General features: G+C 45.0%; 20 protein-coding genes. 13 read left to right on the forward strand and 7 right to left on the reverse strand.

What is annotated here, in order from left to right; all coding sequences use genetic code 11:
• Positions 1-83: 83 nt before the first annotated feature.
• From L4D09_RS10605 to L4D09_RS10620, 4 genes are all read right to left on the reverse strand, one after another.
• Positions 84-635, reverse strand: a complete 552-nt coding sequence (locus tag L4D09_RS10605; protein ID WP_428457479.1) for a GNAT family N-acetyltransferase — start codon at positions 633-635, stop codon at positions 84-86.
• 142 nt (positions 636-777) lie between these two features.
• Entirely contained in the window at positions 778-1626 is an 849-nt protein-coding gene (locus tag L4D09_RS10610; RefSeq protein ID WP_428457480.1) for a peptidoglycan binding protein CsiV, read from the reverse strand.
• 29 nt (positions 1627-1655) lie between these two features.
• Positions 1656-5111 carry a transcription-repair coupling factor gene (mfd, locus tag L4D09_RS10615; RefSeq protein WP_428457481.1) on the reverse strand — a complete coding sequence of 1152 codons (3456 nt, stop codon included), beginning with the start codon at positions 5109-5111 and terminating at the stop codon, positions 1656-1658.
• Between the two features lie 5 nt (positions 5112-5116).
• The gene (locus tag L4D09_RS10620) at positions 5117-5689 is read right to left on the reverse strand and encodes a PilZ domain-containing protein (RefSeq protein WP_428457482.1); all 573 of its coding nucleotides are present in this window, start codon (positions 5687-5689) and stop codon (positions 5117-5119) included.
• A 189-nt stretch (positions 5690-5878) separates the two neighbouring features.
• Here L4D09_RS10620 and lolC point away from each other — a divergent pair, with 189 nt between their 5' ends.
• The 3 genes from lolC to lolE are packed head-to-tail and all read left to right on the forward strand — an operon-like array spanning position 5879 to position 9014.
• Complete coding sequence (lolC, locus tag L4D09_RS10625) at positions 5879-7087, forward strand: lipoprotein-releasing ABC transporter permease subunit LolC (RefSeq protein WP_428457483.1); 1209 nt, start codon at positions 5879-5881, stop codon at positions 7085-7087.
• Entirely contained in the window at positions 7080-7769 is a 690-nt protein-coding gene (gene lolD / locus L4D09_RS10630; RefSeq protein WP_428457484.1) for a lipoprotein-releasing ABC transporter ATP-binding protein LolD, read from the forward strand. The genes lolC and lolD overlap by 8 nt, the downstream gene beginning before the upstream one ends.
• Positions 7770-9014, forward strand: a complete 1245-nt coding sequence (gene lolE / locus L4D09_RS10635; RefSeq protein ID WP_428457485.1) for a lipoprotein-releasing ABC transporter permease subunit LolE — start codon at positions 7770-7772, stop codon at positions 9012-9014.
• 194 nt (positions 9015-9208) lie between these two features.
• Here the strand turns inward: lolE and L4D09_RS10640 are convergent, their stop codons facing one another.
• Positions 9209-9727, reverse strand: coding sequence for a DUF2062 domain-containing protein (locus L4D09_RS10640; RefSeq protein ID WP_428457486.1), 519 nt, complete (start codon positions 9725-9727; stop codon positions 9209-9211).
• Positions 9728-9759: 32 nt separating this feature from the next.
• Between L4D09_RS10640 and L4D09_RS10645 the strand changes: the two genes are divergently transcribed.
• The 5 genes from L4D09_RS10645 to kdsB all read left to right on the forward strand — a co-directional run bounded on the left by L4D09_RS10645 (position 9760) and on the right by kdsB (position 15902).
• Positions 9760-12078: a DNA internalization-related competence protein ComEC/Rec2 gene (locus L4D09_RS10645; protein ID WP_428457487.1), complete on the forward strand. Its 2319-nt coding sequence runs from the start codon at positions 9760-9762 to the stop codon at positions 12076-12078.
• A 144-nt stretch (positions 12079-12222) separates the two neighbouring features.
• Complete coding sequence (gene msbA / locus L4D09_RS10650) at positions 12223-13980, forward strand: lipid A ABC transporter ATP-binding protein/permease MsbA (RefSeq protein WP_428457488.1); 1758 nt, start codon at positions 12223-12225, stop codon at positions 13978-13980.
• An 8-nt stretch (positions 13981-13988) separates the two neighbouring features.
• Positions 13989-14996 (forward strand): tetraacyldisaccharide 4'-kinase, encoded by a 1008-nt coding sequence (gene lpxK / locus L4D09_RS10655; RefSeq protein ID WP_428457537.1) that lies wholly within the window; start codon positions 13989-13991, stop codon positions 14994-14996.
• Positions 14977-15156, forward strand: coding sequence for a Trm112 family protein (locus L4D09_RS10660; protein ID WP_428457489.1), 180 nt, complete (start codon positions 14977-14979; stop codon positions 15154-15156). The genes lpxK and L4D09_RS10660 overlap by 20 nt, the downstream gene beginning before the upstream one ends.
• Positions 15156-15902, forward strand: a complete 747-nt coding sequence (gene kdsB / locus L4D09_RS10665; protein WP_428457490.1) for a 3-deoxy-manno-octulosonate cytidylyltransferase — start codon at positions 15156-15158, stop codon at positions 15900-15902. Before L4D09_RS10660 ends, kdsB begins: the two co-directional genes overlap by 1 nt.
• Before the next feature lie 196 nt (positions 15903-16098).
• On the opposite strand, the gene L4D09_RS10670 is transcribed toward kdsB, so the two are convergent.
• Positions 16099-17490, reverse strand: a complete 1392-nt coding sequence (locus L4D09_RS10670) for an L-cystine transporter (RefSeq protein ID WP_428457491.1) — start codon at positions 17488-17490, stop codon at positions 16099-16101.
• Positions 17491-17776: 286 nt separating this feature from the next.
• On the opposite strand from L4D09_RS10670, the gene L4D09_RS10675 reads away from it, so the two are divergent.
• Positions 17777-17986 (forward strand): hypothetical protein, encoded by a 210-nt coding sequence (locus L4D09_RS10675; RefSeq protein ID WP_428457492.1) that lies wholly within the window; start codon positions 17777-17779, stop codon positions 17984-17986.
• A gap of 132 nt (positions 17987-18118) precedes the next feature.
• Here L4D09_RS10675 and elyC read toward each other — a convergent pair whose 3' ends face one another.
• Complete coding sequence (gene elyC / locus L4D09_RS10680) at positions 18119-18955, reverse strand: envelope biogenesis factor ElyC (RefSeq protein ID WP_428457493.1); 837 nt, start codon at positions 18953-18955, stop codon at positions 18119-18121.
• A gap of 120 nt (positions 18956-19075) precedes the next feature.
• On the opposite strand from elyC, the gene cmoM reads away from it, so the two are divergent.
• From cmoM to mukB, 4 genes are read left to right on the forward strand one after another with little or no spacing between them, the layout of a single operon-like run.
• The gene (cmoM, locus tag L4D09_RS10685) at positions 19076-19897 is read left to right on the forward strand and encodes a tRNA uridine 5-oxyacetic acid(34) methyltransferase CmoM (protein WP_428457494.1); all 822 of its coding nucleotides are present in this window, start codon (positions 19076-19078) and stop codon (positions 19895-19897) included.
• Positions 19894-21216, forward strand: coding sequence for a chromosome partition protein MukF (gene mukF / locus L4D09_RS10690; protein WP_428457495.1), 1323 nt, complete (start codon positions 19894-19896; stop codon positions 21214-21216). The genes cmoM and mukF overlap by 4 nt, the downstream gene beginning before the upstream one ends.
• Positions 21197-21949, forward strand: coding sequence for a chromosome partition protein MukE (gene mukE / locus L4D09_RS10695; RefSeq protein ID WP_428457496.1), 753 nt, complete (start codon positions 21197-21199; stop codon positions 21947-21949). The genes mukF and mukE overlap by 20 nt, the downstream gene beginning before the upstream one ends.
• The gene (gene mukB, locus L4D09_RS10700) at positions 21949-26412 is read left to right on the forward strand and encodes a chromosome partition protein MukB (protein ID WP_428457497.1); all 4464 of its coding nucleotides are present in this window, start codon (positions 21949-21951) and stop codon (positions 26410-26412) included. The genes mukE and mukB overlap by 1 nt, the downstream gene beginning before the upstream one ends.
• The last annotated feature ends 236 nt before the right edge of the window (positions 26413-26648 follow it).

The raw sequence follows: 26648 nt of genomic DNA on the forward strand, positions 1-26648 counted from the left end.
GTAAAAGCAATGAAGACTAATTTTTCACTTACAGGAACAATATAACAGATTATACCTAAGTAACTTATTTAGTGGTTTATTTGTTATGAAATATCGGTTGGTATGAGTGAAAAAAGGAGCCCGTTGATTGGCTCATTATTCTCAATTACACGATTTCTTGCGGTGCATTCAAATTTTGCATTGCAAGCGAGTGCTGTGCGTTGGCTGGCAAGGTTTCCTAAATGTGTCACAATTTCTAGCCGAGTTAGCTTAACCGTAGTAAAGGCGAAGTGAGCAACAGCGTGGCAAGCTTCTGTTGCAAAGCCTTGCCGCTGTACAGCGCTTTTTATCCAGTAGCCAAGCTCTGCAGAATTTGTTTGTTCTGATAGGTTACTGAGTGAAATACTGCCAAGGAATTCATCGCTTTCTTGGTGAAAAATGGCAAATTCATAACTGATATCGTAAAGCCAATTTTGCTGGCTGGCATGTATCCATTCATGGGCATCATGTTGATTGTACTGGCTTGAGCACCATGGTAACCAACGGGCAAGGTTCTCATCTGAACCGTGAATTGCTTCAACTAACTCAAGCAGGTCGGCATTTTTATACGGTCGCATTATCAGACGGTCTGTGATCAGCTCATAATCCGCTTTCATCGTTAGTCTCTTTTCGGCAATATTCACCTTAGTGTGATATGCCTACTGAACTGATGCAATATGTAGGTTGAAAATGTGTGAATAGAAAAAAACGGGCACCCAGATAGGCCGCCCGTTATGCGTGGTTTTTTTCTCGTCGCGATTAGTTATCGATACGGCGAATTTGGATGACCATGCCCATTAGAGGGTGGTCAATATAATGTGTTTCACCACTGCGCATTTGTCTTTGTTGATCGAAACGGTAAGATTTTAAGTACTCTTCCACTTCGACTTTGTTATTGACTGCCTGTAAGTGGCCGACTTGAACATTATTATCAGCAAGTAGTGGGTCGATATTCTCGAGCGACTCGGTGCCAACAATTACCTCACGTCGTCCAGGCTCTCTTAAATCAACGTTAATATCGGTAAACAGGTAGTGCTGAACATATACACGGATCATGCCTTCAAGCTCGTATAAAGGCTTATCTTGCGCCTCGTTGAGATTCTGCGTATCACTGCCTAACTCTTCTTCATCAAATGATGTGGTGCTAGGCTGGTTATCCGCAGTGATGACAATGCCATCAGTACCGGCTTCGATGTCACGGCGTTGTTGCTCAGCTTTTGAGGTGCCATCTGGTAGGTATTTATCTGAAAAATCTTTACCTGCGGTCAGATAAAATTTAGGGGCAGCTGCTCGGCTTAGATCGCCCTGACGCCAGCCAAAGTGTGCTAAAGGCGTAAAGCCAGCATGACCCTTTAACTTGCTATATTGTGGGTTCAGCTGATAGTCAGAAGGGGACATTAGGCTGATCCCTTTTGCTTTCAGGCGAGCGCTATCACCGAAAGAGATTGTCCCTTTAAGGTTAATGGGCTTTTGTTGATCGGGCCAAGATTCATTGACTTGCTCTGGCGCGATATTACGCTTGAACATAATCACTTCGATATCAAATTGTCTCGCCGCAAAACTTGGCCAGCTTATGGCTAAGAGCAGCAAATAAATCAGTTTTTTCAAGATAATACTCCGCACTTTAATGCCGTCTATTATAGAGTGTTTTCTGCTAACTTTGTTAAAAGTCCGTCAACATACTTAATCCGATCTTTACGATCACTCATTGGCGCCATGACTTTGAGTTTAGTTGGGCCTTCCATTCGGTAATGCTGGGGTTGTGATTGCAACAAGCTCACAAGGAATCCAGGGTTGATAGCTGCATTTGGGTTAAACTCAATAAATCCGCCTTTTTCACCAGCTTCAACTTTCTTCACACCAAGACCTGCAGCTTTTAACTTCATTTTGTTAACGGTTAGCAAGTTATTAGCGGACTCCGGTAGTAAGCCAAAGCGGTCAATTAGCTCTACTTTTAATTCATTTAGGGCTGTTTCATTTTCAGCGCTTGCAATGCGTTTATATAGCGATAGTCGGGTATTGATATCTGGAATGAAGTCATCTGGCAGCAGAGCAGGTAGACGAAGCTCTATCTCTGTTTGCTGACGAAGAAGATCATCGAGTGATGGCTCTTTTCCTTCTTTCAGTGCTTCTACTGCTTGTTCTAGCATTTCCATAAATAAACTAAAGCCAACAGATTGGATCTGTCCGCTTTGATCGTCACCTAATAATTCACCAGCACCACGAATTTCAAGATCATGTGTAGCCAGTGTAAAGCCTGCACCTAAATCTTCAAGGGATGATATTGCTTCAAGGCGTTTCACCGCATCTTTGGTCATACGTTTAGGGTGCGGTGTCAGTAAGTAAGCATAAGCTTGGTGATGCGAGCGACCCACACGGCCACGTAGCTGATGCAACTGGGCTAGTCCAAGGTGATCGGCACGGTTAATAATGATTGTGTTCGCGGTTGGAACATCAATCCCCGTTTCAATTATGGTGGTACACACCAGTAGATTGAACCGCTGGTGATAGAAATCACTCATGATTTTTTCAAGTTCACGTTCGCGCATCTGGCCATGAGCAAAAGTGACGCGAGCTTCAGGTACTAACTTGGCCAAGTCTTCTGCCATTTTTTCGATGGAGTCGACTTCATTGTGCAAAAAGTAAACTTGCCCACCACGCATGATTTCACGTAAAACAGCTTCACGTGTTACGGCATCATCGTTTTCTCGTACAAAGGTTTTGATCGCTAAGCGTCTTGCAGGCGGCGTTGCGATGATGGAAAGATCACGCATACCACTCATCGCCATATTCAGTGTACGAGGAATGGGTGTTGCCGTTAGAGTCAGGATATCAACATCTGCTCTAATTGCTTTTAGCTTTTCTTTTTGGCGGACCCCAAAGCGGTGCTCTTCATCAACAATCAGCAAGCCGAGATCATAGTAGCTAATTGAGGCGTTAAGCAGTTTGTGTGTACCGATAAGAATATCGATTTTGCCTTCAGCCATGTCGGCTAAAATTTGCTTTTGCTCTTTTGCCGTTTTAAAACGAGATAGTACCTCGACTCGAACCGGCGTATTTGCAAAGCGATCGCGGAAGTTTTCGAAGTGTTGCTGGGCGAGTAGTGTCGTCGGGACAAGGACGGTTACTTGCTTGTTATTATCAACAGCGACAAAAGCAGCACGCATGGCAACTTCTGTTTTACCGAAGCCAACATCACCACACACGAGACGATCCATCGCTTTGGCCTGACACATATCAGACAGTACCGCATTGATTGCCAAGGCTTGGTCATGAGTTTCTTCAAACGGGAAACCGGTGCTGAAATCAGCATAAGCTTCACGGTCAAGGTCAAATTTGAAGCCGGATTTCATCTCACGTTGAGCATAGACATCTAATAACTCTGCGGCGACATCTCGTACTTTCTCCGCAGCTCTCTTGCGTGCTTTTGTCCACGTTTCGCCACCTAGCTTATGAATTGGTGCTGTTTCGTCAGCACCGCCAGAATAGCGGCTGATCAGGTGCAGTGACGCAACGGGTACGTATAGTTTGGCACCACCATGATATTCAAGGGTAACGTATTCGGTTTTTAGGCCACCGGCTTCAAGCGTTTGCAGTCCAAGGTAGCGACCGATACCGTGATCAATATGCACGACAGGTTGACCAACTTGCAGTTCGGCAAGGTTACGGATGATCGTATCGGCATTAACGGTTTTTTTGTCTTCACGGCGACGGCGCTGAACAACGCGTTCACCCAAGAGATCGCTCTCACAAATAAAAGCAACAGTTGGTTCAGCCAAGATAAAGCCTTGCTCTGTCGCACCAATAACCAGGCTAAATCGTTCTGATGTTTGTACCGCTTCTGTGAGTGTTGAGCAAACCATTGGCCGTAACTTAATCCGTGCCAGCAGATCAAGCAGTGCTTCGCGGCGACCTTCTGATGCAACAGAAAAAATAATTTTGCCATCAAAGCTTTCAGAAAAACGGCGTAGCTCGGCGAGTGGCTCTTTTAACTGATGATTGATGGTTATTTCTGGTATAGGGCTCAGCGCAGGGTTAAAACGGCCTGCTTTTTCTGGCTCGACGTCTTGGCGGATACGCACTTGTGGTAGCGTTTTGAAACCCGAAAACATTTCATCTTTCGTTAGCCATAGTTCTCGAGGAGCCAGTAATGGGCGTAACGGGTCAACTTTCCGTTGTTCGTAGCGATATTCGGCATCGCTGAGGAAATGGTCGACAGCTGGCTCTAGGTGACCAACCGTCACCAGCAAGCTGTTATCTGGCAGGTAATCAAATAACGTTTCAGTGTGTTCAAAAAATAAAGGCTGCCAGTACTCTATCCCTGCAGGCCAAGTACGCTTACTGACTTGTTGATAAATAGATTCGGGTTCACGACGGGCTTCAAAACGTTCACGCCAGCGCATACGAAAGTTTTCAACCGCAATTTCATTGGTTGGAAACTCATGCGCTGGTAATAAATTAATGTTATTTATTTCACCTGTTGAACGCTGATTTTCAGGGTCAAACTGGCGAATTGAATCAACTTCATCATCAAAAAAGTCAATGCGGTAGGGTTGATTGCTGCCCATAGGGAAGAGGTCAACTAAAGAGCCTCTACTCGCATATTCACCATGCTCCATGACTTGATCTACATGACGGTAGCCAGAAGCCTCGAGCTGAAGTCGTAGCTTATCAAGCGACAGGCGATCGCCATTGGTAACAAGTAATGCATGCTGGTGGATGAATTCTTGGGGTGAAAGGCGTTGTAGCAATGTGCTAATCGGTACCAACATCACGCCAGATTGCTGAGTGGGCAGCTGATAGAGACGCGATAAGCGATCAGAGATAATATCTTGGTGTGGCGAGAAATTATCGTAAGGTAGTGTTTCCCAGTCTGGGAATACACTGACCTCTTGCTCAGTAAATTGGCTGACTTCTGATTGTAGTCGTAATGCCGTCTGAGTATCTGGCACGACAACTAATAATGGACCGACGTGTTCATGCGCCAGTTCAGCGATAGAAAGTGCAAGTGCAGCACCAGTAACATTACCAACAAAGCGGCTATCGCCTTGTTTGGTTGGTAATGGAAGAGAAAGAATAGAATGTGCTTTCATGATAATTATTGGCTTTCTGATCGCTGTTGGGCGCGTTGGCGCAAGATTTTTTGTTGGAAATGAAGGGCTGCACGAATGAGCAGATCCCGGTCATCTTCCTGTAAACGAGTGTATTTCAGTGTAATCTCAAACTGTTCATTTTGCTCACAGCATTCGACAACATCGGCATAGGCATATATTGCGGCTGCAGGGTTATCAAGAAACAACTTTACTCTTACTGCTGAACCCTCAGCTAGTGCTGTGGCATTAGCATATGAGAGCCGGCTTGCACCAAAAGATGTGGTGGTATAGCGCAGAGCTGGGTCATTTTGCTGTGAAAGTACATAAGACAGTAACAGGTTAATTTTATTATTTTGTGCTGTTAAGTACGTGGTGAGTGCTTGTTGATCGCTACTATTTAAGGTGTTTAAAGAGCGATCAAGGTTGTCATCTAAACCATTACACTCACTGGCAACACGAAATAAAGGCGGTATTTCGAGGCTGAAGGTGTGTTCGTCAGGTACCACATCTCCATCTGATAATGGCTCGACATTAATAGTCAGCCCAGCATTGACCGAAAAATACTCGTCCTGATTCATGTTACACCCACAATAAATTAACTATCCTTCGATTATCACTTAGCAAACGCTAAGGGGCAAGTAAGTCGGTAACAGAGTGTCTATTTTACCTTCTGTTTTTACGTTACTTTTACGTCGTACATTGGTAAAAAGCCGTATCTACAGGTATGCTGACGAACAATCTTTATCAGGATGGTTTCTTCATTATTTATGTTTCATCCCGTTTCTTTTTTTATAGGTCTTCGTTATCTGCGTGGTCGATCGGGAGATCGCTTTAGTCGCTTTGTCTCTTATATGTCGACAGCGGGTATCACAATTGGTGTACTTGCGCTTGTTACCGTATTGTCGGTGATGAATGGTTTTGAGCAGCAACTTAAAGAGCGAATCTTAGGTGTGATGCCGCAAGCCGTTGTATCTGGCCCCGATGGCCGCATTATGCGAACAGAGACCCCTCCCTCTGCATTACTTGAATTACCACATGTAGAAATGGTAACGCCCGTAACGCGAGGGGAGGCCGTTATGCAAAGCGCACAGTCGCTATCGGCTGGTATGTTAATTGGTATTGATCCATCGGAATTTGAACCCGTTGGTTATTACACCAACAGTGGTGTGATTGAAGACTTGGTACCGGGTAGCTACCGTGTAATTTTAGGGCAATCATTAGCTAACCAGCTTGATGTTTCTGTTGGCGACAAAGTGCGCTTGATGGTAACGAGTGCGAGCCAATACACACCATTAGGCCGAATACCAAGTCAACGTAATTTTGAAGTGTCGGGTTTGTATAACACGGGATCAGACGTTGATAAGCAGCTTATCTTAACCAATATTGAAGATGCAGGTCGCTTGTTACGTTATAAGCCAGGTCAAATTACCGGGTGGCGCTTATTTGTTGATGATCCTTTCGTGGTCGCTGAGTTAGCGAGCCATTCAAATATCGCTGATCATACGTGGTCTGATTGGCGTGAGCAGCGAGGTGAGCTTTTCCAAGCCGTTAAAATGGAAAAGAACATGATGGGCTTGATGCTTGGTCTAATCATTGGGGTTGCAGCGTTCAATATTATCTCCGCCCTCATTATGGTCGTAATGGAGAAGCAAGCCGAAGTCGCTATCTTGAAAACACAGGGCATGACGTCTTGGCAGGTATTATTTGTCTTCATGGTTCAAGGGGCTAGTAGCGGCGTGATTGGTGCTATTTCAGGTGGTTTACTCGGTACGTTGGCCGCGTTTAATTTAAATAGCATTCTGTCGGTATTAGGGGTTAACTTGATTTCTGCTGGCGGAGAGCTGCCAGTTGTTATATCCCCCGTTCAAATTTTAATTGTTATTGTTGGCGCGATTTTATTGAGCTTGCTAGCAACTGTTTTTCCTTCTTATAGGGCGGCATCTGTTCGTCCTGCCGAGGCACTTCGTTATGAGTAATTCGTTATTAGTTTGTCAGGGACTGCGCAAGGTGTACCGCGAAGCCCAACTCGAAACAGAGGTGTTAAAAGGGGTAGGTTTTAGCCTTAATGCTGGCGATCTCGTGGGTATTGTTGGCGCTTCTGGTTCGGGTAAAAGTACGCTTTTACACTTACTGGGTGCATTAGACGAGCCCAGTGAAGGCGACGTCTTTTTTAAAGGCCAGAAGCTCAATGCAATGAGCACAAATAAACAAGCAAAATTACGTAATCGTGAGATTGGTTTTGTTTATCAGTTTCATCACCTTTTGGCTGATTTTTCTGCGGTTGAAAATGTGGCGATGCCACTGTTGATCGGCGGCATCTCTGCCGATAAAGCACGCTCTCAGGCGCAAAGCATTCTAGAGACTGTTGGGTTGAAGCATCGCTTAGAGCATCGTCCTTCAGAGCTTAGTGGTGGTGAGCGACAGCGTGTTGCAATCGCTCGTGCATTAGTTAACAAACCGGCATTGGTTTTAGCGGATGAACCTACGGGGAATTTAGACCATAAAACGGCATTAGAGATTTATGAGTTAATGCGTAAATTAAATAAGGAATCAGGCACCGCGTTTTTGGTTGTTACCCATGATAATGAATTGGCATCAAAGCTCGATCATTGTATGCATATGCAAGATGGTGAATTGATAAAGGTTGAGGTAGCGTAAATGTTCCGACCGTTATCGTTATATATCGGGAGTCGCTTTAGCCGAGCGAAGCAGCGAAATCGGATGGTGTCGTTTATTTCGGTTTCATCCATGCTTGGGATTGCAGTGGGTGTGGCTGTCATCATTATTGGTTTATCGGCCATGAATGGTTTTGAACGCGAGCTACGAAACCGTGTTTTATCTGTGATCCCACATGGTGAGTTAGAAGTAGTTAAGCAACCATTTACTGATTGGCAACCTGTCTTACAAACAGTAGAACAGCACCCGCAAGTTACTGCGGCGGCACCGTATATTCAATTTACCGCTTTGCTCGAAAAAGGGAGTAACTTAAAAGCGGTAGAGATGCGTGGTGTTGATCCTGAAAAAGAACGTTCTGTCAGTGCTATCCCTGATTATGTTAAAAATAATGCATGGGACACGCTATCTGCAGGCAAGCAGCAGGTGATTATTGGGCAGGGTGTGGCTAAAAATCTCGGGATTGATGTTGGTGATTGGATCACCGCGATGATACCGAACCCCGATCCTGCATTGAAACTCAGAGCACCACAACGTATTCGTTTACAGGTTGTTGGTTTATTGGCATTGGCTGGGCAGATTGACCATAACTTTGCCTTGGTGCCTTTAGCTGACGCCCAAGAATATTTATCGATGGGAGAAGGCATTTCAGGGATCGCACTGAACGTCGACGATGTACTGAATGCTCAGCATATAGTACGTGAAGTCGGGTTTACTCTGCCTGTGTATGTCTACCTGAAAAGTTGGACGCAGAAGTATGGTTACTTGTATCGAGATATTCAGATGGTACGAACTATTATGTATCTGGTGATGGTGCTGGTTATTGGGGTTGCAAGCTTCAATATCGTGTCCACTTTGATGATGGCAGTCAAAGATCGTTCAGCCGACATTGCAATTTTACGCACCATGGGGGCGACTGATGGTTTAATTCGTTCCATATTTATTTGGCACGGTGTGTTGTCGGGGGTAATAGGGAGCTTAATCGGTTCATTAATTGGTTCAGCCGTTGCGGTCAATTTAACGACAATCATGCGTTTTATTGAAGGGCTTATTGGGCACCAATTTTTATCCGGTGATATCTACTTTGTTGACTTTCTACCGACACAATTATTAATGCAAGATGTTGTACTTGTTACTCTTACCGCGGTACTGCTGAGCTTTTTAGCGACATGGTATCCGGCAAAGCGCGCCAGTGCTCTGCAACCTGCAGCGGTACTGAGTGCTAAGTAAGTGATGCATTTTCAAGAATGGTTGTTACAAGGCTATTGTTGATGTGGTTCCCAGTGATGATGTAATGATGTCACGGTTTAAAATAGCAATGGGCCGCAGCTTCAAGATATGTAAAACATGCTTTGTAGTACTCAAATCGATGTAATAAAAAACCTCGCCTAGGCGAGGTTTTTTTGTTTCATAAATCTGTCTGGCTATTTGAGAATTCGGAATCTACGTTTTTGCCAACTTCTGACAACAGAGTAGCGCCAAAGGCCACGAATACCAAAATAACCCAATAGTGAGAAAGATATCGCACAGACCAAACAGCCAAGCAGGAATGGCGGGCCTATTTGATTCATTTGGTGCAGTAAAAACTCCCAAGACAGTTCGAAATGAAAAGATTGGTGGGGAGTATTCAGTAGCCAAGCCCCAACCTTATAGGCGGCATAAAACATCACTGGCATGGTGATAGGGTTACTAATCCAAACTAAGCAGACAGATAATGGTAGGTTCACGCTAAAGAGAATAGCTAATCCCGCTGCCATGATCATTTGACTGGGGAGAGGAACGAAAGTCATGAACAAGCCGACCGCAAAGGCCCCTGATGCTGAACGACGATTAAGGCACCATAGGTTTGGGTTATAAAGCACATTACCAAAAATTTTCAGCGCTTTTTGGCGCTTAATTACCTCATGGCTTGGCATAAAACGTTTAATTACTTGTCTTGGCATTTTCAGTCATTTTATCTACTGGCGTTAGCGATATGAATATCGTACTTGCCGGGATTGCATTAGGACTATTGTCACTTCACTTCTGGCCAACACTACCAGAATATAATGGGTTTATTACAGCCTTGATGCTCGGCGGCTTAGTGTGTGCCTCTTTAGGCCGGCATCTATTGATCTGTATCTCATTTGGTGTACTACTGGCGAATATCGCCGCAACATCCTATTTAGAAAACGTCCAACGTGTATCCATTGAGCCAAAGAATATTACCATAACTGGGCAAGTTAGCAGCTTATTAAATGCTAACAGAACCGTTATAACGTTTGATTTTGTAACGCCTAATTTCTCTCCGTTAATAAATGTAGAAAAGGAGCGCCTTAAATTTAGGCTACATTGGCAACAGCCTTTACATGATAGCACTATGAAGCATGGTGAGAAGTGGCAGCTTGAAGTGAAGCTTAGACCACCTCATGGACGAGTAAATAGTGCAGGGTATGATGCAGAACGTCAGTTTGTTGGGAAAGAGATCCATGGCAGCGGGGTTGTGCTAGCGGGTAAGCGGCTGTCGAAGAAAGGAAAACATTCCGTTCGACAACAACTTTTTGACCAAACCGTGCAAGCAACTGAAGGTTTAGAGCATCAAGCTTTTCTTCTCGCGCTTGGCTTCGGTTTTCGAGGGGAATTAAATGACCAGCATTGGATGATGCTGCGCGATAGTGGTTTATCGCATTTAATGGCGATTTCAGGGTTACATATTGGTCTTGCCGTTGTCTGTGGCTGGTGGGTTGGCCGTATTATCAAAAGTGTTGCGCATGATACTCCCCGTTGGCAATGGTTACCTTTGTGGATAGGTCTATTAACGGGCGTTTCTTATGCTTGGCTTGCTGGGTTTAGTATTCCGACAGTTCGTGCGTTGGTGATGAGTACGATTGTACTCATGTTGCTGCGTTTTCGCATTCAATGGCCGGTTTGGCAAACGTTATTGTTTACTTTTACGCTGTGCTTGATGCTAAAGCCCCTAGCTTCATATACAGCAGGGTTTTGGCTTTCTTTTGCTGCTGTATTTATTATTTCATCGGTTGCCGTTTCTGGAGTTCGAACTGAGCCACTAAAGCGAGATGGTTTAACGCTTTATATGTCGCTTTGGAGCAGGGTAAAACCACTTGTAATTATGCAATTTGCATTGCTGTTTCTGATGTTACCCATGCAGTGGTTATGGTTTGGTGGGTTTACCCTGCTGGCCCCAGTTATTAATATTATTGCTGTACCTTGGGTCAGTGTGATTACTGTTCCGTTGGTGCTAATCGCAATTATGATGACCTTTTGGCCAAGTGCATCTTCATGGGTGTGGCAAGCTGCAGATATGTCATTATGGCCTGTTATCTATCTTGCTGAGCACGCAAAAGGGAGCTGGTGGGAGCTAAGCCCGTTTACTATGGTGATGCTATTTGGCGGCCTTTTCTGTATTGCCTTACGCTGGTTTTTTCCTTTCCGCCAATTTAAAGCCCTATATTGTGTTTTGGTTATAACGCTAGCGAGTTGGTTCTTTCGTGAGAATACAAGTCGTCAGGAAACAAGCCTTCTCTCACATAAATGGCAGATCCATTTATTGGATGTTGGTCATGGGCTCGCGCTACTCATTGAAAAAAATGGTCGAGCTGTACTTTATGATACGGGGAATCGTTGGCAAACCGGCAGTATTGCCGCATCGGTTATAGCACCTGTGCTACAGCAAAAAGGCATTCACCAACTTGACGGGTTGATCTTGAGTCATGCTGATAGTGATCACGCTGGTGGTACTGGTTATTTAACGAAACACTTTGCGCCGCAATGGAAAAGAAGCAGTGATGTTCGAACTGGCTTCATGCCTTGCGTGCGAGGTGAGCGTTGGCAGTGGCAGGGATTAGAGTTCCGAGCTGTGTGGCCTCCAAAACGTGTGTCACGTGCGGCAAACCCTCACTCTTGTGTGATTGAAGTAACGGAACTTGATGCGCTTTATTCAGCTTCACTATTACTTACTGGTGATATCGATGCGATATCAGAATTATTGCTGGCACAAAAAGAACCGACTTTGTTGCCTGATGTTTTACTCGTACCTCATCATGGTAGTAATAGTTCATCAACGGCAACGTGGTTGTCATCCATGTCCCCTCGTTTTGCGTTAGTGTCTGTTGCCAAATATAGCCCATGGAAATTACCGTCATTAGCCGTTGAAAAGCGTTATGTAGACAAAGGGACTCAATGGTTATCTACCGCTGAGTTAGGGCAGATAACATTGGATATCGACCGTAAGGAAATTTCGGTAACTCGCTATCGTCATGATAAGAAATCAGCGTGGTTTCGTACCGTAAAGTAACATTCAGTGGGTGACAATATTTTAAAGGATAGAAATTCGCCTGAAAATTGAGCAATTTAGGCGGCGGATTAATTAACTTATTTGGTCCATAGGCGTGAAGAGAGTAGAATGTAAAGAATTGACCTCAAGAATAAATGATTTTTCATGACACAACCCAACGATCAAACCACGTGGGAAACGTTTAAACGTCTTTGGCCGTCTATTAGCTTGTATAAAGCTGGATTAGGTGCCGCGATTATTGCGTTGATCATAAATGCTTCCAGTGATGCCCTGATGCTTTCGATGATTAAACCATTGATGGATGAAAGTTTTGGTGGCGTCGACAGTGTAGACTCGAACTTCTTGGCAATGATGCCTATTTATTTACTTAGTCTCATGATTATTCGTGGGGCCAGTGGTTTTGTGTCAACTTATTGCCTTGCGTGGGTATCCGGTAACGTCGTGATGTCGATGCGACGTCAAATGTTTAACCACTTTATGAAGATGCCTGTAGGTTACTTCGATAAAGAGTCTGCCGGTAAGTTACTTTCTCGTATTACTTACGACTCTGAGCAGGTAGCTTCTGCGACGAGCGGTGCATTGGTTAGCTTGGTTCGGGAAGGTGCGACAATCATCGCCCTGATGGCCATTATGTTTTATAACAGCTGGCAGCTATCCGCTATCTTGTTGATTATTGCCCCCGTTGTTGCCATTAGTATTCGCGTGGTTTCTAAACGTTTCCGTCGTATTTCTAAAAGTATGCAAGATGCGATGGGATCTGTGACCTCGTCAGCAGAACAAATGCTAAAAGGCCACAAGGTAGTGTTGAGCTATGGTGGTCAACAGGTTGAGCAAGAGCGTTTTGAAAATGTCAGTAATCGCATGCGCCAGCAAACGATGAAACTGGTATCAGCACAGGCTATTGCAAACCCAGTTATTCAGGTTATTGCTTCTTTAGCACTGGTGGCTGTGTTGATTTTGGCAAACACTGAGTCACTGCGTGAATCGCTAACGCCAGGTACATTTGCCCTGATCTTTGGTTCAATGTTTGGTTTAATGCGACCATTAAAATCGTTAACCAATGTTACTTCCCAGTTCCAGCGTGGTATGGCGGCGTGTAGCACGCTGTTTGACCTGATGGAGCAAGAGCCAGAAAAAGACCATGGTAACTATGTTGCCACTCGCGTTGATGGCGACGTAAAAGTGAAGGATATTACCTTCACATATCCAACTAAGGATACCCCGGCATTACGCAATGTCAGTTTTGATTTACCTGCGGGTAAAACGTTAGCACTTGTTGGCCGTTCTGGTTCAGGTAAGAGTACCATCGCTAACTTGCTGACGCGCTTCTATGATATCGACTCAGGCAGTATTACCATTGATGACCGTGATCTTTGCGATTACAAGTTAGCGAGCCTGCGTGATCAAGTTGCCGTGGTTTCCCAAAACGTACACCTGTTTAATGACACGGTTGCGAATAATATCGCTTATGCGAGTGGTGACAAATATACTCGTGAAGACATTGAAAAGGCGGCAAGCCTTGCCCATGCAATGGACTTCATTAACGATATGGATAACGGCATGGACACCATGATTGGTGAGAATGGTGTGAGCTTATCTGGAGGTCAACGTCAGCGCCTAGCGATTGCTCGAGCATTACTGCGTGATGCGCCGATTTTGATTTTGGATGAGGCGACATCAGCGCTAGATACTGAATCAGAACGAGCGATTCAATCAGCACTGGATGAGCTGCAGAAAGATCGTACTGTGTTGGTCATTGCCCACCGTCTATCGACTATTGAAAAAGCGGATCAAATATTAGTGGTTGATGAAGGCGAAATTATCGAACAAGGTGTGCATGCTGAGCTACTGGCACAAGATGGTGCTTATGCTCAACTGCACCGTATTCAGTTTGGTGATTAATGGCTTCTGTGATTGAAAAAATCTGGTTCGACTCCCACCCTTTAGGGTGGGTTCTTAAGCCAGTGTTATGGCCATTAAGTAAACTTTTTGGTGTGATCAGTCGTCGCCGTCGTAAACAATACCAAACCGGCCATAAAGTTGCTTATCGAGCAAGTGTACCTGTTATTGTGGTTGGCAATATTACGGCGGGCGGTAACGGTAAAACGCCCGTTGTTGTTTGGTTGGTTGAAGAGCTTAAAGCTGCAGGGTTAAGACCGGGCGTGGTATCGCGTGGTTATGGTGGCAAAGCACCGCATTACCCTTACCGTATTGATGAGCACAGCACAACCACTGAGGCTGGGGATGAACCTATTCTCATTTCTCGTCGAACGGGTGTGCCTGTCGCGGTTTCTCCAATCCGCTCAGAAGCCGTTGCTTTGCTAGAACCCGATGTGGATGTCATTATTACCGATGATGGCTTACAGCATTATGCATTAGCACGTGATATTGAAATTGTTGTGATTGACGGTCAACGCCGTTTTGGTAATCAACAATTGATCCCACTGGGTCCACTACGTGAAAGCTGTGCTAGGTTGGATGAAGTGGATTTTCTCATTTGCAATGGTTCGAAGCCGGAAGGCGATGAAATCCCAATGCACTTGGCTCCCGCACCCATCGTTAATCTCAAGACTGGCGATCGTGCTGATTTGCTTACGCTTGAGGGAGATGTCGTCGCTATGGCGGGCATTGGCCATCCACCGCGATTTTTTAGTACGCTAAACCAGCTTGGAGTAAAGCCTGCATTTTGTCAGCCGTATGCTGATCATCAGGCCTTCTCTGCGCAAGAATTACAACAGTTAGCTGCCAAAGGGCAGCACCTAATCATGACAGAGAAAGATGCGGTGAAATGCCACACTTTCGCACAGCCAAATTGGTGGTATTTACCGGTTGATGCTGTAATGCCTGCCGAGCAGGCAGAAAGCTTGATTAACCGCATTATTAAGGTAAAGGAAGAATATGGATCATCGTCTACTTGAAATCGTTGCTTGCCCTGCATGTAAAGGTAAGTTGAATTTTGATAAAGAGAAAAGTGAGCTCATTTGTAAATTTGACCGCTTGGCGTATGCAATTAAAGATGGTATCCCGGTCTTAATTGAGCTTGAAGCGCGTACTCTGAGTTCTGATGAGGTGAAATAATGTCATTTACTGTCATTATCCCAGCCCGCTATCAGTCATCCCGTTTGCCGGGTAAGCCACTGGCTGATATTGGTGGTAAGCCAATGATTCAGTGGGTATATGAAAAAGCCAATAAAGCCGGTGCAGAGCAAGTTATTGTAGCGACAGATGATCAGCGTATTGTTGATGTTGTTAAAAGCTTTGGCGGTGAAGTGTGTTTAACTCGGGCTGATCACGAATCAGGCACTGAGCGACTAGCAGAAGTTGTTGAAAAATATAACTTAGCTGACGATCAAATTGTGGTAAATGTGCAAGGTGACGAACCATTAATCCCTGATTCGATCATTCGCCAAGTTGCGACGAATTTAGCGAATAGCCAAGCGCCAATGGCAACATTGGCAGTGCAAATTGATCATGCTGATGAAGTCTTTAACCCTAATGCGGTGAAAGTTGTAACGGATAAAGATGGCTATGCCATGTACTTTAGTCGTGCTTCGATTCCATGGGATCGTGACAACTTTGCGAAACGTCCTCAAGAAATTCACCATAACCTGATGCGCCACATTGGCATTTATGCCTACCGTGCAGGCTTTATTAACACTTATATCAACTGGGAGCCAAGTGCCCTCGAAAAGATTGAAGCGTTAGAGCAGTTACGTGTGTTGTGGTATGGCGAAAAAATTCACGTTGATGTTGCACTTGATGCGCCGCCAGCGGGTGTTGATACACCGGAAGACCTCGAAAAAGTACGCCTATTAATAGGTTGAGCCTGAGCGTTTGAAACCGTTGTGAAAAGGCTGGATAGAGCATTCTGTCCAGCCTTTTTAATAGGCAACACAATTTGATCTAATGGAGTAAGATGCTTAGAAGATGGTCGAATGAATGACCTTTGGAGCCATATAAGAGGTAACAAAAAGGACGAGCATTGCTCGTCCTTTTGCATTTTTGAGTACAGGGAGGTTATTACGCCTTCGCCGTTTCACCTTCTGCGTCATCGTCAGCATCGAAAATGGCATCGTCTGCTTCACCCAACACGCGAGAAGTAATAGTACCTGCCGTCATCGCACCGCTCACGTTGACTGCCGTTCGGCCCATATCAATTAATGGCTCGATTGAAATCAGTAGCCCAGCAAGTGCAACTGGCATATCAAGCGCAGAGAGTACAATCAATGCCGCAAATGTCGCACCACCACCCACTCCTGCAATACCAAATGAACTGATCGTCACAATGGCAATCAAGGTAAGCATGAAGCTTGGGTCAAGTGGGTTGATGCCGATAGTTGGCGCAATCATTACAGCCAGCATCGCAGGGTATAAACCTGCACAGCCATTTTGGCCCATTGTTGCACCGAAAGAAGCTGAGAAATTTGCCACACCTTCACCGTTACCCAGCTTTTTCACCTGAGCATCAACATTCAGTGGGATAGTGCCAGCACTTGAACGTGAGGTAAATGCGAACGTCAGTACTGGTAGAATCTTCTTCAGGTAACGAATTGGGTTTACGCCAACAAAAGAAACAAGTACTAGGTGCATGACCAAAATTAAGCCAAGGCCGACATAAGATGCGACCACAAAATTAATCAAGCTAAGGATATCGCTGTAGTTTGAACCAGCAACAACCTTGGTCATTAGTGCCAGAACACCGTAAGGTGTTAGGTTTAGTACCATACGTACAAGTGTACGTACGATTTCCTGAGCAACGTTGACGAATTTTTCAAAGCTCTGACCTAATTCAGGCTGAGTGCGAATAACCGTTAAACCCGCAACACCAATAAAGGCAGAGAAGATAACAACCGCAATCGTCGAAGTTGGGCGACTGCCCGCTAAATCTGCAAAAGGGTTGCCCGGGAAGAATGAAATGATCATGTCAGCAAATGATAGTGCTTGTACGGAGGTTAGGCGTGTTTCTAGTGCTTCACCGCGTGCAATTTCACGTGCGCCTTGAACAATACCTTCGGCATTAAGGCCGAACATATTGGTAACAAGAATACCAATCAGTGCAGAAACGGCTGTTGTCGCAAGTAGAATACCGATGGTTAAACCAGAAATCTTACCCAGTGAGCCAGAATCTTTTACTTTGATAATCGCGCCAATAATAGACACCATGATCAGTGGCATGATGATCATCTTCAGCAAGCTAACATAGCCAGCACCAACGATATTAACGTACTCAAGGGTACTTGCTATAACGTCACTTCCACCGCCGTATACAAGCTGTAAAACACCACCAAACATTACACCTAAACCAAGGCTAGTAAAAACACGTTTTGATAACGTGCTCTCGGTTTTTTGTTGTTTATAAAGAAGGCTGATTAGAAGGGCGAAAATCGCCAAGTTAAGTATTTGGTACATCATAAAGTTGATCCTACATCTCACAGTGACCTGAAAGTCCGTTTACAGGCTTATTAATAACGAATAGTTGGGCAATCTTAAGATGTGCATCGCAATTCTGGAATACTTTTTGGTTGATTTTGATATGAACTAATTCCCTATGATATTACCAAAAGCTATATGTGTGGGTATTTGTGTGTAATTTGAGCATATGGAGGTTTTCTTTGGTTTTTTTATCGTCTTTCTTTAGATACAGAGCAGGATGGTCGTCTGTAGTTTTGGAGGGTATTAGAAATATTAGAGGGCAATAATGGTTCGTTATTACGCACAGTTTTCATTTGGTCGGCCATGGGCACATCGTTTGTTGTTGCTGACCATTGTTTTATTACTGATGGGTTCTGTATATCAATTGCTGGCAAATGAGGCTTTGGTTTATATCATCAACATTGGGCTAGTCGCTTGTATTGTACCTGTCTTTGCGATGGCTTCAGATTATAAGCGTAAATATTTACACGGTTAGAACACGTTATTGATTCACGCTATTGATGGGTGTCTAGCATTAGTGGCAGGGTATATCAAAGCGATAGAACGGCTAAAAAACCACCACCCGATGATGTATAGGTGGTGGTTCGAAGCCGCAAATGTTAAGCGACTACTGGTTGGTTAAAGGTGCTTTTACATCGGCTTGCTGTTCAGGCGTTGCGGGTTCTTGGATCTCTGGCTCTTTGGGTTTAACGACTGTTCTTAGTTGTTGCCACCAGCGGCCCATTTTCTCGTACCAGTAACGTTCAGTTTGCTCGAGATACTTAGCTTGTGGGCGATATCGCTCCCATGGCTGCTCAATTTTATTACTGGCCAAAAAGTTAGTAGGCGCTGCCGCTGGATCTAGCCCTACCTCTTGAAACTCATTTATTGCCCGTGTCATATGGCTTGCCGAGGTGACAACGACTAATTTCTTGTCACCCACAACAGATGCGGCCTGAAATGCTTCCTCCCAGGTATCTTTTGCTGTTTCTAATAGCAAAATATCATTTTTGTTCACCCCGAGCGCTAATGCTACCTTAGCCATCATTCGAGCTTGGCTGGTTTCTGTTCCACCGCCGTAACCGGATAAGATCATTTTAGAGCCAGGGAATAGGCGGTGAATGCGAATCCCCTCAGAAAGGCGCATTAATGACGTCCGTGATAACTGTGAGGTTATAGGCATTGCATTATCGATGACATGCCCACTACCGAGTACCATGACATACTCCACTGCCCGACTAGAAGGGACATACGGTGGGTATGCTTTCTCTAATGGGCGAAGTAAGCTAGTCGCGATAGGTTGGAATGACACCAAAAATATCCCTATAAACGCAAAGGCGATGAAAAATGATGCGAGCCCTTTACGGCGGGTGAACCATAAAAGCATTAACCCGAATAACCCAAGAAGTAGCATCGCGGGTAGGGGCATCAAAAAGGTTGAAACAATTTTTTTTAGTTCAAACATGCAATGTCGTCCGAAAAATCAGCAGTTGAGCTCGAAAAAGCATCACAARCCTTTATTCCTAGTTCGCTTGTGAGAAAATAAGCCACATTTTTAGAACCACTATCATAACGTAAAGTTGACGTGATCGAAGATCGAAATTTTGACGACCTAGCGCAAAAATTTGCAAAAAATATTTACGGTACTGCCAAAGGCCAAATTCGCCAAACGGTAGTATGGCAAGATCTTGAGCAAATTTTAGACGTATTAAAATCCAATGAACCGCTGCATGTACTAGATGCTGGCGGGGGGGTTGGCCAACTATCGCAAAAGATTGCTGAGTTGGGACATCATGTCACGTTATGTGATCTTTCTGGCGAAATGCTGAAATTGGCTGAGCAAGAAATTGCTAAAAATGGTCTTCTTGAGCAATATCGTCTGGTTCATAGCCCTGTGCAGGAAATCAACCAGCACCTAGATGCACCTGTGGATCTCATTTTGTTCCATGCGGTGATGGAATGGCTATCTGACCCTAAAGAGGCCTTAGACCGCTTATTAGAGCAAACCAAACCTGGCGGTGTTATCTCAGTCATGTTCTATAACTACAATGGTTTGCTGTTTAAGAACCTGATTTGTGGCAACCTCACACATATAGAAGAGGGGATGCCACACCGTAAACGCTTTAAGCTGCAACCTCAGCAAGGGATAAAACCCGATGAAGTGTATAGTTGGTTAACCGATGCTGGTTTTACCATTTTGGGAAAAACCGGTGTACGTACCTTCCATGATTATATGCAAACAACCATGGTGGGTGATTACAGTTTTGAACAGGTTCTTGAGATGGAGCAAAAACTTTGCCGTCAAGAACCTTATTTGTCTCTAGGGCGTTATATTCACGTTTATGCGCAAAAGCCACTGGCTGATAACGAGACAAATAAAAACAACAGCAATAAGGACAACGGATGAGTGAAGTTACCCAGACCGTTCCCGAGTTGGTTAATTGGGTTAAGCAACATCAATTTGAGCTTAACCTGCCAACCGAACGGCTGGCGTTCTTGTTGGCGATTGCGGTGTTAAGCGGTGATCGTTTCGATGAAGAATTAGGTGAAGGTGAGTTAATTGACGCATTTCGTATTGTTAGCGACATGTTTGATCAAACACCGGAAACCGTGGCATTTCGTGCCAATAACGCCATAAATGAGTTGGTTCGCCAACGTTTGATATCCCGCTTTACCAGTGAAGTCACAGACGGCGCGAGTATTTACCGTTTAAGCCCACTTGCGTTGGGCATTACCGATTATTACGCGCGTCACCGTGAGTATTCGACCCTGAAATTGTCAATTCAATTGGCAATGGTGGCAGATGAAATCAATAAAGCGGCTTTAGCTGCCCAAGAGGGCGGTGACGAAAAACACTGGCGTCAAAATGTACATGCTGTTTTGAAGTACTCGGTTGCCGAGATCTTCGATCGCATTGATCTGAACCAGCGCACCATGGATGAGCAGCAACAGCAGGTAAAACATGATATTGCCGAGCTGCTGAATCAAGATTGGCGTGCCGCGATCACCAGCTGTGAAACGTTACTGAATGAGACATCGAGCACGTTACGTGAGCTGCAAGACACTTTGCAGGCTGCAGGTGATCAATTGCAAACGCAATTGCTGATTATTCAGGAAGAAACACAAGGCAACTTTGAGTTGGATTTTGTTGATGCAATGGTTTTCAACTTACAAGCGAAGTTGGACCGGATCATCAACTGGGGTCAACAAGCCATTGACTTATGGATTGGCTACGACCGCCATGTCCATAAATTTATCCGTACTGCAATTGATATGGATAAGAACCGCGCGTTCAGTCAGCGTCTTCGCCAATCGGTTACCGACTACTTTGATGCGCCATGGGTACTCACATACGCCGATACTGAACGTTTGCTCGATATGCGTGATGAAACGTTAGTGCTACGTGACGATGAAGTGACGGGGATTGTGCCAGAAGAGATGGAGTTTGAAGAACTCAATCTGGTTCAGGATCAGTTAGCTGAAAAAATTTCTGTCATGTTGCAAGCCCATAAAGAAACGGGCGCTGCAATTAACTTAAGTTTGCTTCTTAAAGATTATTTGGCTCAGCACACACAAGCGCAACACTTTGATGTTTCACGCATTGTGATTGATCAGGCTGTAAGACTGGGTTATTCCGAATCGGATTTCAACGCCATTCAGCCTGACTGGGAAGCAATTAATGACTACGGAGCCAAGGTACAAGCAAATGTCATTGACAAATATTGAAGAATTTATGCCTGAAAAGCTGGCCAAGGCGATTGCCAACCCGCTTTTCCCTGCTTTAGATAATGCCCTGCGTTCAGGCCGCCATATCTCAAGTGAAGATTTAGACAATCACGCATTCTTGATCGAGTTTGAACAAGAGCTGGTGATGTTTTATAAGCGTTATAACGCAGAGCTCGTTCGTGCGCCAGAAGGTTTCTTGTACCTTCGTCCACGTTCCACCTCGCTAATTGGTCGCTCAGTGCTATCTGAAATTGATATGCTGGTGGGTAAAGTATTGTGTTTCCTTTATTTGAGCCCAGAGCGATTGGCACATGAAGGTATTTTCACCAATCAAGAGATGTTTGAAGAGCTATTGGCATTAGCGGACGAGAAGAAGCTAATGAAGCTGGTGACTAACCGTGCAACAGGCTCTGATCTTGACCGAGAAAAACTATACGACAAGGTAAAAACGTCTTTGCGTCGTCTTCGTCGCATTGGAATGCTGATCCCTGTGGGTGAAAACGGCAAATTCCGTATTAGCGAAGCGGTGTTCCGTTTTGGTGCCGATGTGCGTGCTGGCGACGATATGCGTGAAGCACAAATTCGCCTGATCCGTGACGGTGAAGCAGTTGTTGTTCACCAAGAAGAGCCAAGCCAATCAAGCCTGCTTGATGCTGGTTCTATTTATGAACAAGACCAGAAGCAAGATCTAGAACAAGATCTTGAGCACAGCGAGCAGGAGGGTGAAGCCTAATGGAACGCGGTAAGTATCAATCGCTAACAATGGTCAACTGGAACGGTTTTTTTGCGCGTACTTTTGACATTGATAACCTAGTAACGACACTCTCGGGCGGTAATGGCGCGGGTAAATCGACCACAATGGCGGCATTTATCACCTCGTTGATCCCTGATCAAAGTTTACTGCATTTCCGTAATACCACAGAAGCGGGTAGCTCAAATGCATCTCGTGATAAGGGACTACACGGTAAACTAAAGCCAGGAGCCTGTTACGCGGCACTGGATGTGGTTAACTCTAAAAAACAACGTATTGTTTTTGCAGTGAAACTACAGCAAGTAGCGGGTCGTGATAAGAAAGTCGATATTAAACCTTTCATTATCCAAGGCTTACCTTCACACGTTAAGCCAACTGAATTACTGGTTGAAACCTTGTCTGAAAATCAGGCTCGCGTCCGCCAAATCAATGAAGTTAAAGAGATCATCGCTGCTGATTTTGAAGGCGTAGTATTTAAAGCTTTCAACTCGGTGACTGATTACCACGCGCAGATGTTTGAATTTGGTGTGCTACCAAAGAAACTGCGCAACAGTTCAGATCGCTCGAAGTTCTACCGTTTGATTGAAGCCTCGCTTTACGGTGGTATTTCTAGTGCGATTACACGCTCGCTGCGTGATTACCTGCTGCCACAAAATGGTGGTGTTAAAAAAGCATTCCAAGATATGGAAGCAGCGCTGCGCGAAAACCGCATGACGCTTGAAGCTATTAAATTAACGCAAAGCGATCGTGATCTATTTAAACACTTGATCACTGAAGCAACCAACTATGTTGCTGCTGACTACATGCGCCATGCCAATGAGCGTCGTAAGAAGTTAGAAAAAACCTTAAGTTTACGTAGTGAATTACTGGGATCACGCAAAGCGTTAGATGATCAGCAAGCGTCAATGATCAATATGACGGCTGAGTTAGATGAGCTAACCGAGCGTGAAGGTTCGCTTGAGCAAGATCATCAAGCTGCATCTGATCACCTGCAATTGGTTCAAACTGCCGTACGTCAGCAAGAAAAGATCGAGCGTTACCGTGAAGATCTTGAAGAGCTGACAGAGCGTCTTGAAGAGCAGGTGATGGTGGTTGAAGAAGCCGCTGAACAGTTGGCGATGGCAGAAGAGCAATCACTATTAACCGAAGAAGAGGTTGATAGCCTAAAAACTCAACTGGCAGATTATCAGCAAGCGCTTGATATGCAGCAAACCCGTGCGCTTCAGTACCAGCAAGCGGTACAGGCATTGGAAAAAGCACGTGAGTTATCGGGTGATCATCAGCTACTTGCTGACAAGGCTGTGCCTTATCTTGCGCAGCTGAAGCAAGAGCAAGACACGCAAACAACCGCGTTACTGGCATTGAAGCATAAGCTTGATATGTCATCTGCAGCAGCACAACAGTTTGAAAAAGGCTTACAAATTGTTACCACTATTGCTGGCGTTGTTGAGCGCGGTGAGGCAAGTACGAAAGCCAAAGAGTTGATCGCTAAAGCACGCCAGCTTCGCTCAGTAACCGAACGTGGCGAGCAACTTAAAGCGCAATACCGCGATCTTGAGCGTGCAGTTCGTCAGCAGCGCCAAGCGACAGAATTAGCGGAAACGTATACCAAGCGTTTTGCAGTAACGCTTGATGGTGAGTTGGCGTTAGCCGAAGAGCAAGCGCGTCATGAAGCAACAATTGAAGCCCTTGAGCAAGAGCAAGAAATTCTTGTTGAGCAGCGTAGTGAGCAGCGCCGTCACGATCAGCAGTTAGCGGTTCAAATTTCGACATTAGAAGCGGCGGCTCCAGCGTGGATTGCTGCCTCTGATGTGTTAGAAAAACTAGCCGATCAATCAGATCGTGAATTGTATGATAGCCAAGCTGTAATGGAAGCAATGCAGCAAACGCTGGATAAAGAGCGTGAAGCATCAAGCAACCGCGACCAACTTGCAGCACGCAAAAAGCAGCTTGAACTTGATATCGAACGTTTAGCACAACCTGGTGGTAGCGACGATTCTCGTCTTCGAGCATTGGCTGATACCTTAGGTGGCTCATTACTATCTGAAATTTATGATGATATCACCCTAGCAGATGCGCCTTACTTCAGCGCAATGTATGGTCCTGCACGCCACGCAATTGTGGTGCCTGATCTCAAAGGGATCAAAGACAAGCTCGTAGCGTTGGACGATTGCCCTGATGATTTGTACATCATTGAAGGTGAAGCTGAATCGTTCGATGACAGTGGTTTTGATGTTGATGAACTTGAAGATGCAGTTTGCGTTCACCTTAACGACCGCCAGCTTCGCTATTCGCGTTTTCCTAAAGTTCCGTTATTCGGCCGTGCCGCACGTGAGCAGCGTTTAGAGATTTTACGCGATGAGCGCGAGCAAGTTGTGGAAGAGCATGCCAAAGCGTCTTTCGATTCACAGAAATTGCAGCGTTTGTATCAAAGCTTCAACAGCTTTGTTGCAAGCCATATGTCTGTTGCCTTTAACGATGATCCTGAAGCGGCATTGAAAGTTGCTCGTGACAAGCGTAACCAAATTGCTCGCCAGCTATCGGATACTGATGCGAAAGAGCAACAGCAGCGTAGTCAGTTGACCTCGGCTCGTGAAGGCTTGGCATTACTCGGCAAAATTAACCCACTAGTGAATTTGCTTGAAGATGACACCTTAACTGAGCGATTCAACGAGATTGAACAGCAGTTGGCGCAATTGGATGAAGCGAAGTACTTCATCACAACGCACGGTAAAGCGATTACTGAGCTAGAGTCGCTGGTAACAGCACTCGAAGCAGATCCTGAGCAATTCGATACATTACAAGCTGACTATGAACAAGCTGATGCTAGGCTGCAGTCTTTAAAGACTAAAATCTTTGCTGTTGCCGATTTGGTTGAGCGTCGTCATCACTTTAGCTATGCCGATTCAGTTGAATTGTTGAGCAAGAGTTCTGAGCTGAATGAACAGCTTAAAGCGAAACTTGTCGCTGCTGAGCGTGAACGAACACGCTGCCGTAATGCGTTGAAGCAATCTCGTGCGCAAGCAAATCAGTATAACCAATTACTGGCTTCTCTGAAGAGTTCACATCAGGCGAAACTGGAAACGGTACAAGAGTTTGAGCGTGAGCTACAAGAGCTGGGTGTACGTGCCGATGTTGAAGCGGAAGAACGTGCACGTGTACGCCGTGATGAACTTAATGAGCGTCTACTTTCTTCTCGTACTCGCCGTAGTCAACTTGAAAAAGCGATTACATCGATTGAACTTGAGATGAAAGGCTTGGTGAAGCGTCTGCGTAAAGTAGGCAAAGAGTACCAAGAAATTCGTAAGTTGGTGGTAACAGCCAAGGCGGGTTGGTGTGCAGTATTACGTTTAGCGCGTGAAAGTGACGTTGAACGACGCCTACATCGCCGCGAAATGGCGTATATGTCTGCCGATGAGCTACGTTCACTATCAGATAAGTCGTTGGGTGCGCTTCGTTTAGCCGTTGCTGATAATGAAGACCTTCGTGATGCATTACGTGCATCGGAAGATGTGTCACGACCTGAACGTAAAGTACTGTTCTATATTGCAGTGTACCAACATCTGCGTGAGCGAATCCGTCACGATATAATCCGTACTGATGATCCGGTTGAAGCAATCGAAGAAATGGAAGTGGAACTGGCGCGCTTGAGTGAAGAGCTAACAGCGCGTGAACAGCGCCTGGCGATCAGTTCTGATTCAGTTGCGAATATTATTCGTAAGACGATTCAGCGTGAACAAAATCGTATCCGCATGCTGAACCAAGGTCTGCAGAACATTGGCTTTGGTCAGGTGAAGGGGGTACGCCTGAATGTGAAAGTACGTGATACGCACGAATCATTATTGCATGGCCTAGCTGAACAACAAGATCAACATCAGGATCTGTTTGGTAATCAGCGCTTGTCATTCTCTGAAGCGATTGCCAAATTATTCCAGCGCTTGAATCCACATATTGATATGGGTCAGCGTTCACCGCAGATCATGGGTGAAGAGTTGTTGGATTATCGTAACTACCTAGAGTTAAGCATTGAAGTAAACCGTGGTACCGATGGTTGGCTACAAGCTGAGTCTGGCGCGTTATCAACTGGTGAGGCTATTGGTACTGGTCAGGCTATTCTGCTGATGGTTGTACAGAGCTGGGAAGAAGAATCACGACGTTTACGTGGTAAAGATATTATCCCTTGTCGCTTGTTGTTCTTGGATGAGGCTGCACGTCTTGATGCTAAGTCAATTGCGACGTTGTTTGAACTGTGTGATCGTCTTGATATGCAGTTGCTGATTGCGGCACCCGAGAATATTAGCCCTGAAAAAGGCACAACCTACAAGTTGGTACGTAAGATCTTTAAAGATCGTGAACACGTGCATGTGGTTGGTTTACGTGGCTTCGGTCAAGAGTCTAAGCCACAGGCAAATATTCAGGACGTACTCGCGCTTGACCCGGTGTAACGGGGTTATACGCAATGCGCTTTTAGCACGCATTTAATAGCAAAATGGAATAGGCCGGTTGTGAAACCGGCCTTTTTTTCGTCTTGTAAGTAAGAACTTTTTCTCATTACTTAATTAGCCTTCGGATAATTTTTTTGCCCTGCCATTAGCTCCTAAAATTTGAACTGTCAGATTCAGATCCGGCCATTTATAACAATACAGCCAAACACTCAGCGGCCAGCAGATTGATTTGGTAA

The sequence above is a fragment of the Photobacterium makurazakiensis genome, assembly GCF_050336715.1.
In the GTDB taxonomy this organism is placed as follows: Bacteria; Pseudomonadota; Gammaproteobacteria; order Enterobacterales; family Vibrionaceae; genus Photobacterium; species Photobacterium makurazakiensis.